Below are 15,084 nucleotides of genomic sequence, written 5' to 3'. Positions count from 1 at the left end.
GGATTCAGGCGGGTTCGACGTCGAGCGAAAGCCCGCGCGCGCCGATGATCCGCACCTTGGCGCCGGCCGGCGTGTCAGGGCCATTCGCCAGCCATTCGCCGTCGCCCACGCGAACCCGGCCCGAGCCGGCCTCGATCGGCTCCACCACGATCACGATCTCGCCGATCAGCCGCGCGATGCGGTCGTTGAGCAGCGGGTCCGCGCTCGGCACCGGATTGTCGAGATACCATTTCCGCCCGATCGCCACCGCCGCCGCGGACGCGATGACGAACACCGCCACCTGAAAGGTCAGCGCGAAATCGGGGATGATGAGCGTCACCACGCCCGCCACCGCCGCGCCCGCCGCCACGAAGACCAGGAAGATGCCCGGCACGATCAGCTCGACGATCGCGAGCACCGCGGCGAGGATCAGCCAGGCTAGCCCCGGCATGGCGAGCAGCGCGTGCATCTCATCCCTCCTGTTGCGGCGTGAACGGCGAAGACCGCGGACGAGCCGGCGATGCGGGCGGCGTCGGCGGCTTGGGACCGGAACCGCCGATCGCCTCCCGGGCAAGCTCGCCGATGCCGCCCAGCGTTCCCATCAATTGGGTCGCCTCCACCGGGAACAGGATCGTCTTGGCATTGGGCGAGGTCGCGAACTTGCCGATCGCCTCGACATATTTCTGGGCGATGAAATAGTTGATCGCCTGGGTGCTGCCGCTCTCGATCGCCTCGGAGACGGCGCGGGTCGCGGTGGCCTCCGCCTCGGCCGAACGCTCGCGCGCCTCGGCGTCGCGGAACGCGGCTTCGCGGCGCCCTTCGGCCTCCAGGATCTGCGACTGCTTCTGCCCCTCGGCGCGCAGGATTTCGGAGGCGCGCATGCCCTCCGCCTCCAGGATGTTGGCGCGCTTCTCGCGCTCGGCCTTCATCTGGCGGCCCATCGCGTTGACGATGTCGGCGGGCGGGCGGATGTCCTTGATCTCGACGCGGGTGATCTTCACGCCCCAGGGCGTCGTCGCGTGATCGACCACATTCAGCAGCCGCGCATTGATCTCGTCGCGCTTCGACAAAGTCTCGTCCAGGTCCATCGATCCCATCACGGTGCGCAGGTTGGTCGTGGTGAGCTGGAGCAGCGCCAGATACAGGTCGGAGACCTCATAAGCCGCCTTGGCCGAATCCAGCACCTGGAAGAACACCACGCCATCGGTGGAGATCATCGCATTGTCCTTGGTGATGATCTCCTGCCCCGGAATGTCGATCACCTGCTCCATCATGTTCACCTTGCGGCCGACGCGATAGAAGAAGGCGGGATAGAAATTCAGCCCCGGCGAGGCGACGGCGGTGAAGCGGCCGAAATATTCGATGGTATATTGATAGCCCTGCGTGACGATCTTCACGCTGGAGAAGAGGTAGAGCAGCACCACGGCCACCAGGACGATCAGAAAGACGTTCAGCACTTCGATTCCCCCGACTCCACTCGCCATAGCCATGCTTGCTAGCATAGAGAGGGGCCATGACCACAGCCCGCTTGGCGCCGCGCACGGCGCTCTTCCTCCCCGCATCCAATCCCCGCGCGATCGAGAAGGCGCGCGGCCTCGATGCCGACATGGTGATCCTGGACCTGGAAGACGCCGTGCGGCCCGACGCCAAGGATGCCGCGCGGGCGGCGGCGGTCGCGGCGGCGGCCGAGGGGTTCGGCGATCGGCTGTGCGCGATCCGGGTGAACGGGATCGATGCGGCCGAGCACGGTGCCGATGTGGCGGCGGTGGCCGGATCGGCCTGCGATTTCGTGGTGCTGCCCAAGGTCGAAAGCGCGGCGGATGCCGCCGCGGTCGCCAGGGCCACCGCCAAGCCGCTGCTGGCGATGATCGAGACGGCGCGGGGCGTGCTCGCCGCCGCGGACATCGCCGCTGCGCCGGGTGTCGGCGGACTGATCGCCGGAGTCAACGATCTGCGCGTGTCGCTGGGGATACCGGCGGACGCGGGCCGCGAAGGGCTGTCGCTGTCGCTCCAGACGATCGTGCTGGCGGCGCGGGCGAGCCAGACCTGGGCGTTCGACGGCGTGTTCAACGCGCTCGGCGATCCCGACGGGCTGGCGGCCGAGTGCCGCTACGGGCGGGCGCTGGGGTTCGACGGCAAATCGCTGATTCATCCGAACCAGATCGTGGTCGCGGCGCATGCCTTCGGCCCGACCGAGAGCGAGATCGCCGATGCCCGTGCGCTGATCGAGGCGGCGACCGGAGGTGCCGAGCGCTTCCGCGACCGGATGATCGAGGCGATGCATGTCGAGCAGGCGCGCGCGCTGCTGGAGCGTTTCGCACGCGAAATATAAGCGCGTTCCCCCACGCGCGCCGCCGACCCGCTATATGAATAGCATGTCCGATCTGCGTGCCCTGGATGACGAATTGCTGGCGGCGCTCGACGCGCTCGAGACGCTGACCGCACAGCCCGCATTCGACCTGACGCTCCTCTCGAACGCCCGCTACCGGATCTCGCGGGCCATCATGGCGCGGCGCAAGTGCATCGACGCGCTGCTCCGCAAGGCCACCGCGCAGGGCGGCGAGAAGGCCAAAATCGCGCGCGTCGAGCATGACAGGAGCATGATCGTGCGCACCCGCTACACCGCGCATGTCGGCACCTGGACTCCTGCGGCCGTGGCGAGCGACTGGCCGGGCTATTGCGCCGCCTCCGCCGATCTGCGCGCGGTGATCCGCGCCAAGCTCGCGGAGCAGAAGCCGATCCTCTATCCGTGGCTCGCGCTCGCCCCCTAGCGGAATGCCCCCCTCGCGGTTACATGGGCCGCCAACCTCCGACTCAGGACTTTGGCGCACCTCATGGATATTCCCCTCGGCCTAACCTTCGACGACGTCCTTCTCTATCCGGGCGAGTCCGAGATCGTGCCGAGCATGGCCGATACGCGGACCCAGGTGACGCGCACGCTCGCGCTCAACATCCCGATGCTTTCCTCGGCGATGGATACCGTCACCGAGGCGAGCATGGCGATCGTGATGGCGCAGCTCGGCGGCATCGGCGTGATCCACCGCAACCTAGAGGTCGAGGAGCAGGTCGAGGCGATCCGCCAGGTCAAGCGCTTCGAGAGCGGCATGGTGGTCAATCCGATCACGATGCGCCCCAGCGGCACGCTGGCCGAGGCGCAGGCGCTGATGCAGCAGCACAAGATCAGCGGCATCCCGATCATCGAGAATGGCGGCAAGCTGGTCGGCATCCTCACCAATCGCGACGTGCGCTTCGCCGAGAATCCGAACCAGCCGGTCGCCGAGCTGATGACGCATGAAAACCTCGCGACGGTCTCGATCGATGTCGGCAAGGAGGATGCGCGCCGCCTGCTCCACCAGCGCCGGATCGAGAAGCTGCTCGTGGTCGATGCCGAATATCGCTGCGTCGGCCTCATCACGGTGAAGGACATCGAAAAGGCCGTCACCTCGCCCAACGCGACCAAGGATGCGGCCGGCCGCCTGTGCGCCGCGGCGGCGACGACGGTGGGCGACAAGGGCTTCGCGCGCACCGAGGCGCTGGTCGATGCCGGCGTCGACCTGGTGGTGATCGACACCGCCCATGGCCACAACAAGGACGTCAGCCGCGCGGTCGAGCGAGTGAAGAAGCTCTCCAACAGTGTCCAGGTCATCGCTGGCAACATCGCCACCGCCGAAGCGGCCAAGGCGCTGATCGGCGCGGGCGCGGACGGGGTCAAGGTCGGCATCGGCCCGGGCTCGATCTGCACGACGCGCGTCGTCGCCGGCGTCGGCGTGCCGCAGCTCACCGCCGTGCTCGATGCCGCGAGCGAGGCGGCGAAGTCGGGCGTGCCGGTGATCGCCGATGGCGGCATCCGCACCTCGGGCGACATCGCCAAGGCGATCGCCGCGGGCGCTTCCGCCGTGATGGTCGGCTCGCTGCTGGCGGGCACCGAGGAAGCGCCGGGCGAGACGTTCCTTTATCAGGGCCGCGCCTATAAGTCGTATCGCGGCATGGGCTCGGTGGGGGCGATGGCGAAGGGCTCGGCCGATCGCTATTTCCAACAGGACATCAAGGACCAGCTCAAGCTCGTGCCCGAGGGCATCGAGGGCCAGGTGCCGTTCAAGGGCCCGGCGCGCGACATCATCCACCAGATGGTGGGCGGCGTGAAGGCGGCGATGGGCTATGTCGGCGCGGGCACGATCCCCGAATTCCAGAAAAAGGCGCGGTTCGTGCGGATCACCGGCGCGGGCCTGCGCGAAAGCCATGTCCATGACGTGACGATCACCCGCGAGGCGCCGAACTATCCTACGCGCTAAGCTTCCGCAATTCCTCCCCGAGCTCTGCTCGGGGAGGGGGACCATGCGCAGCATGGTGGAGGGGCGGTGCGAAGCGCCGTTGTCCCTCGCGGCACGCTTCACCGGCCTTTCCACCTGTCGACGGCGCCCGGACTTCCCAAATAGGATTTGCTCTGCTTGGCTCTGCCGATGATCCGCGCACTTCCGCCTTTCCTTTGCTCGCTCGCTCGCCTTGTCGGTCGTCCAACGGAGGGGAAGGTTTTTTCGCAATATACGTGTCAACCGTGTCAACCTGATCGACGGGGAGTGCATCCATGACTCCCGCCGCGCGCGTCCAGGCGGCGATCGACTTGCTCGACCGGATCATCGATGCCGCGCGCAACCAGGGTGCGGCGGCGGACACGCTGATCGCCCGCTGGTTCGTCGAGCGGCGCTATGCGGGCTCGAAGGATCGCCGCGCGGTCCGCGAGCTTGTTTATGACGCGATCCGCCTGTGCGGCGAGCGGCCGGAGAGCGGGCGGGCGGCGATGCTGGCGTTGGTCGCGGCGCGGCCGGAGCTAGAGGCCGCGTTCGACGGATCGAGCTACGGCCCCGCCGTGATCGTTCCCGGCGAGCCGGTCGCGGCCTCAGGATTTCTGCCCGCATGGCTCGCCGAGGCGATGGCGGCTTCGGGTCTTGGCGAGGAGGAGCAGGCGGCGCTGCTCGAACGCGCGCCGCTGGACCTTCGCGTCAATCGCTTGAAGGCCGATGTGGCGACGGTGGCGAAGTCGATGCCCGAGGCGGTTTCGCTGGCCCATCTGCCCGATGGCCTCCGCCTGCCGGGCGACACGCCGGTCGAGCGGATGCCTGCCTTCGAGGACGGGCAGTTCGAGGTGCAGGATGCCGGCAGCCAGTTGGTGACGCTGGCGGCGGGCGCCGCGCCCGGCATGCATGTGATCGATCTCTGCGCGGGCGGCGGCGGCAAGACGCTGGCGCTGGCGACGGCGATGGCAGATCGCGGCTCGATCCTCGCCTGCGACATCGATCGTCCGCGCCTGTCGCGCCTGATGCCGCGCGCGGCGCGGGCAGGGGTGACGATCGCCGAAACGCGATTGCTCGATCCGCGCCGCGAGGTGGAGATCCTTGCGGACCAGGTGGGGTTGGCGGATCTGGTGCTGATCGACGCCCCCTGTTCGGGCACTGGCACCTGGCGCCGCAATCCCGAGGCGCGGTGGCGGCTGACGCCCGATCGGCTGGCGAAGCTGGTCGCGACCCAGGCGATGCTGCTCGATCTGGCCGCGACGCTGGTGAAGCCGGGCGGATCGCTCGCCTATATCGTATGCTCGCTGCTCGATGCCGAAGGTGCGGAACAGGCGCAGCGCTTCCTCGATACGCATCCGGACTGGAAAGCGGTGGCACCCGACCTACATGCGGGTACGCCGCGCGGGCCGGGGCTGCGGCTCACGCCATTCAGGGACTCGACCGACGGCTTTTTTGTCGCGAAGATGACAAGGCCATGATAGCGACAAGACGTTCAATTTCGGAGATTTCGATGCGGATCACGGCGATCTCGGCGGCGGCGGCGCTGGTGGTGCTTACGGTATCCACCGGCCTGATGGCGCAGCGGCCCGACGACCAGATCGATCCCAAGTCGCTCGCGCTGCTGCAACAGGCGCGCGCGGCCCAGGCGGCCGGCAATCTCGACGGCGCCAACGATCTGCTCGAATCCGCGCTGGCGGTCGATCCGCGCAATCGCGAGGCGTTCGTCGTCCTTGCCGAGATCGCGCGCGGCACCGGGCTGCCCGGCAAGGCGATCCGCCTCTATCGCGAGGCGCTGACGCTGGAGCCGAACGACCTCGCCGCGCTGCGCGGTCAGGGCGAGGCGATGGTGGCGAAGGGCGCGGTCGAGCGCGCCAAGGAGAATCTCGCCAAGATCAAGACGATCTGCAACGGCGCGTGCAACGACGCCAACACGCTTGCGGCGGCGATCGCCAAGGGGCCGCCCGTCACCTCGACCGCGCAGGCGGACGAGCCCGACGCCGCGGCGACCGCCAAGCCGTAAGGCATCGCTATATCCTTTCCCCGGCGAAGGCCGGGGCCCAGTTGCAATGTCGCCTGGGGCAACTGCGCCCTCGCCTCGCACTGGCTCGATACTGGGCCCCGGCCTTCGCCGGGGTTGCAATGTAGGATTTGGCTTGCGAGCGTCGTCGCAGGCTCTTTGAAATTGCTGCCATGCTTCAGGCGCTGAGTGCGCTGGCGATCGCGACGAATTCCTCGATCGTGACGGTTTCGGCCCGGCGGCTCGAATCGATCGCCAGCGCTTCGAGCGCGGCAAGCGCGCCGGGCACGCCCTTCAGGCTCTGGCGCAGCATCTTCCGGCGCTGGCCGAACGCCGCACCGGTGATCGCCTCCAACACCGCCAGCCGCACCCCCTCGGGCGCCTCGCCGGGGACGATATGCACCACCGCCGACATCACCTTGGGCGGCGGCGTGAAGGCCGAGCGATGGACGGTCATCGCGATCCTCGGCGTCGAACGCCACTGGGCGAGCACGGCGAGCCGGCCGTAATGCTCGGTGCCGGGCGCCGCGACGATCCGCTCGGCCACTTCCTTCTGGAACATCAGCGTCAGGCTCGCCCACCAGGGCCGCCACTCCGCCGAGAGCCAGCCAACCAGCAGCGCGGTGCCGACATTATAGGGAAGGTTGGCGACGATATGGGGCTTGCCCGCGAAGAGCGAAGGCGCATCGACTTCGAGCGCGTCGCCCTCGATCACCCGGAGCTTGCCGGGGAAGAAGGTGCCGAGCTCCTCCAGCGCCGGGATGCAGCGCCGATCGCGCTCCACCGCGACGACACCGGCACCCGCTTCGAGCAGCGCGCGGGTGAGCCCGCCCGGACCGGGGCCGACCTCGAACACTTCGGCGCCGGTCAGATCGCCGGGAACGCGGGCGATGCGGGCGAGCAACTGGCCGTCGAACAGGAAATTCTGCCCCAGCGCCTTGCTCGCGCTGAGTCCGTATTTCGCGATCACTTCCCGAAGGGGAGGGAGCCCGCTCACGTCGTCGCTTCGGCCCGTCGCTGGGCGGCGCCGGCCGCCATGCGGATCGCCGCGATCATCGCGCCGGGATTGGCTTCGTCCTTGCCGGCGATGCCGAACGCCGTGCCGTGATCGGGCGAGGTGCGCACGATCGGCAGGCCCAGCGTGATGTTGACGCCCTCGTCGAAATGGAGCGTCTTGATCGGGATCAGCGCCTGGTCGTGATAGGCGCACAGCGCCGCGTCGTATCCGGCGCGGGCGCGGGGGTGGAACATCGTGTCGGCGGCGAACGGACCGACCGCGTCGATCCCTTCCTCGCGGAGCTGGGCGATCGCCGGGATCAGCACGTCGATCTCCTCCCGCCCGATCTCGCCGCTCTCGCCGGCATGCGGATTGAGCCCGGCAAAGGCGAGCCGCGGCTGCTCGATCCCGAAATTGCGCAGTAGGCCGCGGGCGGTGACGCGGGCCTTGGCGACCACCAGCTCCTGCGTGAGCAGATGCGGCACGTCGGCCAGCGGCACATGCACCGTGATCGGGACGACCCGGAGCGTGGGGCCGGCAAGCATCATCACCGTGTTCTCGCCCGAGACGCCGCAGCGCTCCGCGACGAACTCGGTCTGGCCGGGATGGGTGAAGCCGATGCGATAGAGCTGCGCCTTGGAGACCGGCCCGGTGACCACCGCGCCGGCAGCCCCGGCGCCGGCAAGGCCCACCGCGATCTCCAGCGACTGGAGCGCGCAGCGGGCGCTGTCCACGTCCGGTGTGCCGGGCAGGACATTGCCGTTCTCGTGGATCGAGAGCACCGGCAGCGCGGCCGGGAAGGCTTCGAACGCTTCCTCGGGGCTGGAGATGCGGGTGACGGGGCCGTCCCACACCTTCTCCACGGCGCGGATGTCGCCCACCGCGAAGAAAGGCGCGAGCGAATGCAGCTCGCGCGCCTTCCACGCCTTGGCGGTGATTTCCGGCCCGACCCCGGCGGAGTCGCCCATGGCGATGGCGAGCGGGGGAATCATCTCCGCTCGCCCGCGCGGATCATCGATATTCGACCAGCGCGTCGCGGCGCAGGTCGCGCAGCATGCGCTGGGCGCGCAGATTGACGCGCTCGTCCTCGAGCTGCTCCTGGATCTGTTCGGGCGAGGGCATGTTCGCCATCTTCGGCTCGTCGCGTCCGCAGATCACGAGCACGCGAACGCCGTCCTGGATCGTGCCGAAGGGCTGGGTCACCTGGCCGATCTGGAGCGGCATGATGAGGTTCTGCAGCGCCGGCGGCAGGCTGCCGAGCACGATGCCGTCCTTGTCGACCACTTCGGCGTTCTGCGCGCCTGCCACCTTGGCGACGTCGCCGCAGCCCTTGATCTCCTGGGTCGCGGTGGCGAATTCGCCGGCGCGCGCGGTCGCCTGAGCCTCGGTCGTGCCGGCGGCGAAATTGATGGTGAGCTGGCGCAGGCTGAGCTTCGCATCGAGCGGATTGGGCATCAGCACCTGGCGCTTCTCGGCGAGGTACAGGATCGAGAAGCCGGTCGGCAGCTCGATCGGACCGGCGACCTGGCCGGGCTGCATCTCCTGCGCCGCCTTGGCGAGCGCATCGGGCAGCATCGCCGGGCGAACCCAGCCGAGATCGCCGCCCTGCGCCTTGGTCGAGCTTTCCGAATAGGTACGCGCGAGATAATCGAACGGCGAGCCGTCGCGCATCTGCTGGATCATCTTCTGCATGCCGGCAAAGACTTCCTGCGCGCGATCCGACGTTGCGTTCTGGTAGATTTCGAAGACGTGATATTCGTCGCTGCCCTTGGCGTCTTCCATCCGCTTTATCATCGCGGCCACTTCGGCTTCACCAACATTGATGTTCACGCGGCGGCGGAGCAGGCGGCTCCAGGCCATTTCGGCCTCGATCTGGCGCTTGACCGAGCGTTCGGACGAGCCGTTCTGCTTGAGCCAGGTGCGCATTTCCTCAGGCGTGCGGCCGAAATTGCGCGCGACGCGGCCGAAGCCCTGCTCGATCTCCTTGGGCTCGACGGTGATCTCGTTGGCCTTGGCCTCCTGGATCTGGAGCGTTTCGTCGATCAGCTGGCGCAGCATCGCGAGCTTGAGCTGGTCGCGCTCCTCCGGCTTGATGTTGAGCTTCTGCAGGCCGACGATCATCGCGACGCGCTGATCGACATCGGTGCCGGTGATGACGAAATCGTTCACGATCGCGGTGGGCTTGCGGATATTCGGGTCCGCCTTGCCGAAGACCTGGAGATTCGACGGCAGGTCGAGGCCGGTCGACGGCACCGACTGATCGGGCACGGTCTGCGCGACCGCGATCGTGGCCAATCCCGCGACACCCAGCGCCAGAACCATCTTGCGGCCGACGCGGACCGTCTTTGCAACACTCATCTTCACGTGAAGCCGTACCCTCATCCCATGTCCGGATCGCAGCGCTTAGTGGCAAATTGTGCCTGAACCAAGGCTTAGCGACGACTCGGTCTCTACAGCGCCGCGCGCCGATACCGAGCTAGTCTAGCGCCCGAGATTCTTGAAAGCGAGGCTGAGCAGATAGGAATTGCCGCGCCGCGCGTCGCCGGTCGTCTCGTAATCGCGCTTCCAGGTGATGCCCAGGCGAAGGCAATCGTCCTCATAGGTGATGCCCAGCCGGTGCCGCACCGGATCGAAGCCGTCGGCCAGCGAAAGCGGATCCTCGTCGCGGTTGGTCAGGTCGATCAGCGTCGATCCCGACACCGACCAGAAACGCGCAAGCTGGATGCGGCCGCCAAGCCGGACTTCCTCGCGATCCTGAAGATCCTCGAGCGCGGGACCGATATTGCGGTTGAGCCGCAGATAGCCGACCTGGAAATAGGTGCTGCGCGAGCCCAGGGTGGTATCGACCTCGTTCCGGCGGAAGGCCAGCCCGTCCTTGTCCAGCCGGTAGCGGTGGGTGAACGAGAGGAAGTCGCGGAAGCGGACGACCGTCCGCCCGACGATGTCGGACACGCGATCGGTAAGGCCGGTCCCGTCCGGGAAGAGCGTGGGCCGGGAGCTGAGGCGATAGCTCTGGCCGACATTCGCGTCGATGCTGAAGCCCGGCAGATAGAGCGCGTAATCCACGCCCCAGGTGAACCGCGTCGAATCCTCGAACCGGTCATAGCCGGGGAAGCGATTGAGGGCGAAGAGGTTCGAATCCTCCAGATCGACCGCGCGGGCATCCTCGTTGGGGACGTCGAGATTCTCGATCTTGGGCGAGACCACCATCTGGAGGTGCGGGGTGATCCGCTGTGTGCCGCCGAACACTTCGCCGATCAGCGGCCATTTCATGTCGAGCGCGGCGGCGGCGATGCCGCGGAAGTGGAAGCCGTCCTCGCCGCGATAGCTGGCGACCGTGGTCAGCGCCGTATCGGAAGCATTGTACACGTCGCCGCGGGTATAGGCGGTGAGGGTGATTTCCTGCCCCCAGGCGGTGAGCTTGCGCAGATCCCAGCGTGCGCTGGTGAAGGCGCGCTGCGAATCCTGGCCGTCGGAGCGGGCGATCGCCAGCGTGTTGACCTCGAACTCGAAGCGGCCGCCGATGACGCCGTCGTCCATGCGCCGGCGATAATCGAGCTCGGGCAGCACGAAGGGCTGCAATCCCTGCCGCTCGCCGACGCGCAGCGTCTGCACCGCCCAGGCGTTGATAGAGAAATAGCTGTCCTGATCGATCCGCTCGACGCGGACATTGTTGCGCAGTCGATCGTCGCGCGAAATGTCGTAGCGGCGCAGGAAGGTCCGGTCGGTGGCGATGCGGAACGAGGCGCTCGCGCTCCAATTGTCGTCGAGCTGGACGCGGCCGACCGCGTCGATATAGCCGCGGAAATCGTTCTTCGACGTCGCCGGGGTGATCGGCACGGTCAGGTCGTCGGCGCGGCGGCTATAGGTGCCGTATGCGGAGACCCGAAAGCCGCCCAGGCTGTTGATCTCGCGATAATCGGCCTGGAGCATCGGCAGCGTATTGGTGAAGACTCGCGGCGTGATGGTGAGGTCGCGGTTTTCCGACAGGCTGAAGAAATAGGGCAGCGCGATCTGGAGCCCGTTGGTCACGTTCAGGCGGATATCGGGGGTCAGGAAGCCGTCGTCGCTGACGCCGCCGACGGGATGCGAGAAGGCGGGCAGCGGGATCGTCGCGAAGCCGAACACCGAGATGCGCGCGCCGGTGTAGCGGATGCGCTTCTTCGCGGGGTTGTAGATGACGCGATCGGCAGTGATCTTCCAGGACGGCTCCTTGGGGCAGCCCGCCGAATCGGAGACCGCGCAGGGCGTGTAGGAGGCATTCTCGACGGTGATGATGCCGTTGTCGCGCCGCCCGCGCTCGGCGGCGATGCGGCCGCCGGCATCGAGCACGACGAGCATGTTCTCGACCACGCCGTCGCGCAGCGTATCGGTCAGCTCGATCTTGTCGCCATAGGCATTGTCGCCCTGCGGATTGGCGATGAGGATGTTGCCCTCGGCCGTCACCTGGCCGGTCTTGCGGTTCCACACCACCTTGTCGGCACGCAGCCGGTCGCTGCGGCGATAGAGGCGCACATCGCCGGTCGCGGTGACGACATCGGCCTCCGAATCATATTCGAGGACGTCGGCGGTGAACTGGATCTGCTCGGGATCGGCGGGCTGCGCCGTAGGCAGAAGCGGCGGGGCCTCGCCGGGGCGATCCTGGAGATTCGCGGCCGGCACTGCGGGAGCGAGCGGCTGGTCCGCCGGAGTCTCGCGCGGATCCGCCGTCTCCTGGGCACGTGCCTGCGCCGTCAGGCACAGCCCGAGCGCAGCCGAGAGCAGCAGGCCCTTGCGCGTCACGAATTTTCCCACCTTTTATCTCTACTCCCGGGCACGCGGCTCCTTCCGCCCTATCGCAGCGGTTGCGGCACCGCAATGTTACGTGCGTTGGCCCGAACGCCCGGAACGGCTATCGGGAGCCATGCAGGTCGATTTCTACCATCTGACGCGGGCACCGCTGGAGCGCGTGCTGCCGCAAATCGCGGAGAAGGTGCTGGCCGGGGGAGGGCGGCTGCTCATCGTGTCGGACGATGCGGGGCAGCGGGCCAGGCTCGACCAGTTGCTGTGGAGCTATGCGCCCGAGAGCTTCCTGCCCCATGCCCAGGCCGGGGGCGAGGAGGATGCCGCGCAGCCGGTGCTGATCGGCGCCGCGGTGGAGGCGGCGAACGGCGCCCGCAATATCGCCCTGGCGGACGGGATATGGCGCGAGGAGGCGCTGGGCTTCGATCGCGCTTTCCACTTCTTCGACGAGGAGCGGATCGCCGAGGCGCGGGCGGCCTGGCGGGGACTGGCGGATCGTCTGGGCGTCGAGCGCCGCTACTGGAAGCAGAACGAGGCCGGGCGCTGGGAACAGGCGGCGTAGGATTTTCGGCGGGTAGCCGGGTACCCGTTGGTTGACCAAGTTGACTCTGTAGGAGATTTTTCCGAGCACGGATTTCGTGCGCGGGATGGCTTCGACGATGAGAAAGATCGCTTCCGGCGATCGGCGCTGAAATCCTACATTGCAAGGGCCGGCGCTCCATTCCGGCCGGTGCCGCGCCGCGAACCGTCGCCCGGCTTGCATCGTCCCGGCGCGGGGACTAGAGAGCCGCGACTTTTCCACAACCCCAAGACACAGGAGCCGCACGGCCATGGCCGCGACCCGGACCTTTTCGATCATCAAGCCCGATGCCACCCGCCGCAACCTGACCGGTGCGGTCACCAAGATGCTTGAGGAAGCCGGCCTGCGCGTCGTCGCCTCCAAGCGCATCCAGATGACCCGCGAGCAGGCCGAGGGCTTCTACGGCGTCCACCGCGAGCGCCCCTTCTTCAACGATCTGGTCGAGTTCATGATCTCGGGTCCGGTCGTGGTGCAGGTGCTCGAGGGCGAGAACGCCGTGCAGGCGAACCGCGACATCATGGGCGCGACCAACCCGGCCAATGCCGAGCCCGGCACGATCCGCAAGGAGCTGGCGGAATCGATCGAGGCGAACTCGGTCCATGGCTCCGACAGCGAAGAGAATGCGGCGATCGAGATCGCCTATTTCTTCAAGCCGGAAGAGATCGTCGGCTAAGGCGGGTACCGCTTGGCGGAATCGAAAAGGCCGGGGTTTCCCCGGCCTTTTTATTGTCAGCGCCAGGGGCGAGGAGACTCGCCGATATCGCCATCGTTCATCGCGCGCCGCCATGCGCCGATCCATCCGGCAACGGGGGGCACGCCTTGCGCCGAACGGCGGCGGCCTAGGGGCCTGACGTCGCCGTCAATCTGGATCAGACATGCGGAATCGGGCACGAATCCCGCTTTCTCGATGGTCGTGAAAAGCCGTTCCCGCTCATGCTTGAAGGTGTCGGCAGGAATATTCCTGCCTTCGACGGGCAGGCGCGTGTGCATATAGTCGTGGCCGGCATCGACGTCGGACAGCAGCAACAATCCGCCGGGCGCCAGCACCCGCCGCATCTCGCGAATGGCTGGTTCGACATTCGGCAGGTGCGACAGGACGCGCGTAGAGATCACCACGTCGAAGCGCCGGGGCGGGAATGGTATCGACCGGGCATCCGCCTGCTCCAGCAGCGTGCGGGCAAGCCGGTGCCGGGCCACGACGAGCATGCCCGGGCTGAGATCGATGCCTGCTGCCTCGCGGTACAAAGGCTGGAGCTGCTCCAGATACCAGCCGGTCCCACAGCCCACATCGAGCAGCTTCAGCGCCGCCGACCGTCCCCGGCCGAATCGGGCCAGCGTTTCCCGGACCCAGGGAAATTCATGCTCGCGCCAGAAGGATTGCCAGGACCAGCCGTCGTAAAAGGGCGCCGAAAGATCATAAGCAAGCGCCACCGGCAGCGGGCGGGGCGCATCCGATGACCGATGCGGAGCGGTCACTCAGGGTTCCTTCTTTTCGAGCTTCGCGATTCGGGTGTTCAACTCTTGGATACGCTTCGTCAGTTCGGCGGTCTCGCCCGAATCCGCAGCGGCGGGAATGGTCACGCGCTCGCGCAAGGTCGCCTCGGCCTCCGCGCGGGCGATCTTCTTCGAATCGGGGAAGAGATTGTCCCTGGCCCAGTTCGCGCCTGACGTGATGGCCGTGAGTAGTAAGAGCGCCAAGGCAGCCCAGGCATAGGTGCCCCAGATCTTCTTGGGCGCGTCTTGCTTGAATTCAGCAACCGCATCGGCGACCGCCTTTTGCCGCGCCGTCTGGATCTCTCCGATAGCCTCGGTTTTCTGCTTATCTAGCGATGTCGCTAGATCCCCCACCTGAAGGAAGGATGAGGGCTGATTGACCGCAAGATCATGAAGCGAGGCATCATATTGCGTTCGGGGAGTCTGGCCCTGGAACGGGTTCTCCACGTCGCCCCGGATATCCACGAAGACCATCTTAGCGATATTCGTGTCACCATTGATAGGGATGTGCTGATTGCCGAAATTGACGAAGAGGCAAGCGAGATCACCCTCATAGCCAGGCTCGACCATGCTCATATTCACGAGCATCAGCCCGCGGCGTGACAGCGAGTTGGTCTGCCACCAGAAGCCGACCATATTGGTGGGAATCTTGACGTGCTCGCGAGTCCGTATCCAGATCATCTTGCCTGGATCAACAACGACGTGCTTCGGGCCGACGCCATATCGGAAATCGACCGGTTGGCTGTTGGCGTCTCCCGCCAGAAAGGCCCGGCCAGGGCGAAAGGAATAGGAGCATTCCTGCGCCTGCCTTGCATCGCCGTTCGGCACGAGTTTGCCTAGGCGCATATACTCGCGGATCTTGGCGTCGGAAAGAATGGTCACGCATCAGCCTCAACGATTTTCGCGCCAGGCGATACCATGGATTGCGCAGGAGGCACAGGCG

General features: G+C 67.0%; 15 protein-coding genes. 7 read left to right on the top strand and 8 right to left on the bottom strand.

Features of this window, described 5'->3' with window-relative positions; all coding sequences use genetic code 11:
- Nucleotides 1–4: 4 nt before the first annotated feature.
- Both HB724_RS06485 and HB724_RS06480 read right to left on the bottom strand, forming a co-directional pair.
- Nucleotides 5–448, bottom strand: coding sequence for an NfeD family protein (locus tag HB724_RS06485; protein ID WP_213980092.1), 444 nt, complete (start codon nt 446–448; stop codon nt 5–7).
- A gap of 1 nt (nt 449) precedes the next feature.
- Entirely contained in the window at nt 450–1,463 is a 1,014-nt protein-coding gene (locus HB724_RS06480; protein ID WP_213980121.1) for an SPFH domain-containing protein, read from the bottom strand.
- 29 nt (nt 1,464–1,492) lie between these two features.
- Here HB724_RS06480 and HB724_RS06475 point away from each other — a divergent pair, with 29 nt between their 5' ends.
- The 5 genes from HB724_RS06475 (at nt 1,493) to HB724_RS06455 (ending at nt 6,291) form a co-directional block, all read left to right on the top strand.
- A complete protein-coding gene (locus HB724_RS06475) occupies nt 1,493–2,311 on the top strand; it encodes a CoA ester lyase (protein WP_213980091.1) in 819 nt (272 codons plus the stop codon).
- A gap of 43 nt (nt 2,312–2,354) precedes the next feature.
- Nucleotides 2,355–2,750, top strand: coding sequence for a hypothetical protein (locus tag HB724_RS06470; RefSeq protein ID WP_213980090.1), 396 nt, complete (start codon nt 2,355–2,357; stop codon nt 2,748–2,750).
- A 63-nt stretch (nt 2,751–2,813) separates the two neighbouring features.
- Nucleotides 2,814–4,271, top strand: a complete 1,458-nt coding sequence (guaB, locus tag HB724_RS06465) for an IMP dehydrogenase (protein WP_213980089.1) — start codon at nt 2,814–2,816, stop codon at nt 4,269–4,271.
- A gap of 293 nt (nt 4,272–4,564) precedes the next feature.
- On the top strand, nt 4,565–5,749 hold the full coding sequence (locus HB724_RS06460; RefSeq protein ID WP_213980088.1) for an RsmB/NOP family class I SAM-dependent RNA methyltransferase: 1,185 nt from the start codon (nt 4,565–4,567) through the stop codon (nt 5,747–5,749).
- A gap of 32 nt (nt 5,750–5,781) precedes the next feature.
- Complete coding sequence (locus HB724_RS06455) at nt 5,782–6,291, top strand: tetratricopeptide repeat protein (protein WP_213980087.1); 510 nt, start codon at nt 5,782–5,784, stop codon at nt 6,289–6,291.
- A gap of 175 nt (nt 6,292–6,466) precedes the next feature.
- Here HB724_RS06455 and rsmA read toward each other — a convergent pair whose 3' ends face one another.
- The 4 genes from rsmA to lptD form a co-directional block, all read right to left on the bottom strand.
- The gene (gene rsmA, locus HB724_RS06450; RefSeq protein ID WP_213980086.1) at nt 6,467–7,285 is read right to left on the bottom strand and encodes a 16S rRNA (adenine(1518)-N(6)/adenine(1519)-N(6))-dimethyltransferase RsmA; all 819 of its coding nucleotides are present in this window, start codon (nt 7,283–7,285) and stop codon (nt 6,467–6,469) included.
- On the bottom strand, nt 7,282–8,277 hold the full coding sequence (gene pdxA / locus HB724_RS06445) for a 4-hydroxythreonine-4-phosphate dehydrogenase PdxA (protein ID WP_213980085.1): 996 nt from the start codon (nt 8,275–8,277) through the stop codon (nt 7,282–7,284). The genes rsmA and pdxA overlap by 4 nt, the downstream gene beginning before the upstream one ends.
- Before the next feature lie 19 nt (nt 8,278–8,296).
- On the bottom strand, nt 8,297–9,643 hold the full coding sequence (locus HB724_RS06440) for a peptidylprolyl isomerase (RefSeq protein ID WP_213980120.1): 1,347 nt from the start codon (nt 9,641–9,643) through the stop codon (nt 8,297–8,299).
- Nucleotides 9,644–9,766: 123 nt separating this feature from the next.
- Complete coding sequence (gene lptD, locus HB724_RS06435) at nt 9,767–12,079, bottom strand: LPS assembly protein LptD (RefSeq protein ID WP_213980084.1); 2,313 nt, start codon at nt 12,077–12,079, stop codon at nt 9,767–9,769.
- A 109-nt stretch (nt 12,080–12,188) separates the two neighbouring features.
- Here lptD and HB724_RS06430 point away from each other — a divergent pair, with 109 nt between their 5' ends.
- On the top strand, nt 12,189–12,629 hold the full coding sequence (locus tag HB724_RS06430) for a DNA polymerase III subunit chi (RefSeq protein WP_213980083.1): 441 nt from the start codon (nt 12,189–12,191) through the stop codon (nt 12,627–12,629).
- Between the two features lie 268 nt (nt 12,630–12,897).
- Nucleotides 12,898–13,320 carry a nucleoside-diphosphate kinase gene (gene ndk, locus HB724_RS06425; protein ID WP_213980082.1) on the top strand — a complete coding sequence of 141 codons (423 nt, stop codon included), beginning with the start codon at nt 12,898–12,900 and terminating at the stop codon, nt 13,318–13,320.
- Between the two features lie 56 nt (nt 13,321–13,376).
- Here ndk and HB724_RS06420 read toward each other — a convergent pair whose 3' ends face one another.
- Complete coding sequence (locus tag HB724_RS06420) at nt 13,377–14,123, bottom strand: class I SAM-dependent methyltransferase (protein ID WP_213980081.1); 747 nt, start codon at nt 14,121–14,123, stop codon at nt 13,377–13,379.
- On the bottom strand, nt 14,124–15,023 hold the full coding sequence (locus HB724_RS06415) for a hypothetical protein (RefSeq protein WP_213980080.1): 900 nt from the start codon (nt 15,021–15,023) through the stop codon (nt 14,124–14,126).
- Nucleotides 15,024–15,084 lie beyond the last annotated feature (61 nt).

This window comes from Sphingomonas sp. dw_22, from assembly GCF_018449795.1.
In the GTDB taxonomy this organism is placed as follows: Bacteria; Pseudomonadota; Alphaproteobacteria; order Sphingomonadales; family Sphingomonadaceae; genus Sphingomonas.
Note: the sequence above shows the minus strand (reverse complement) of the source record. Positions and strands in the feature narration are given on the sequence as shown.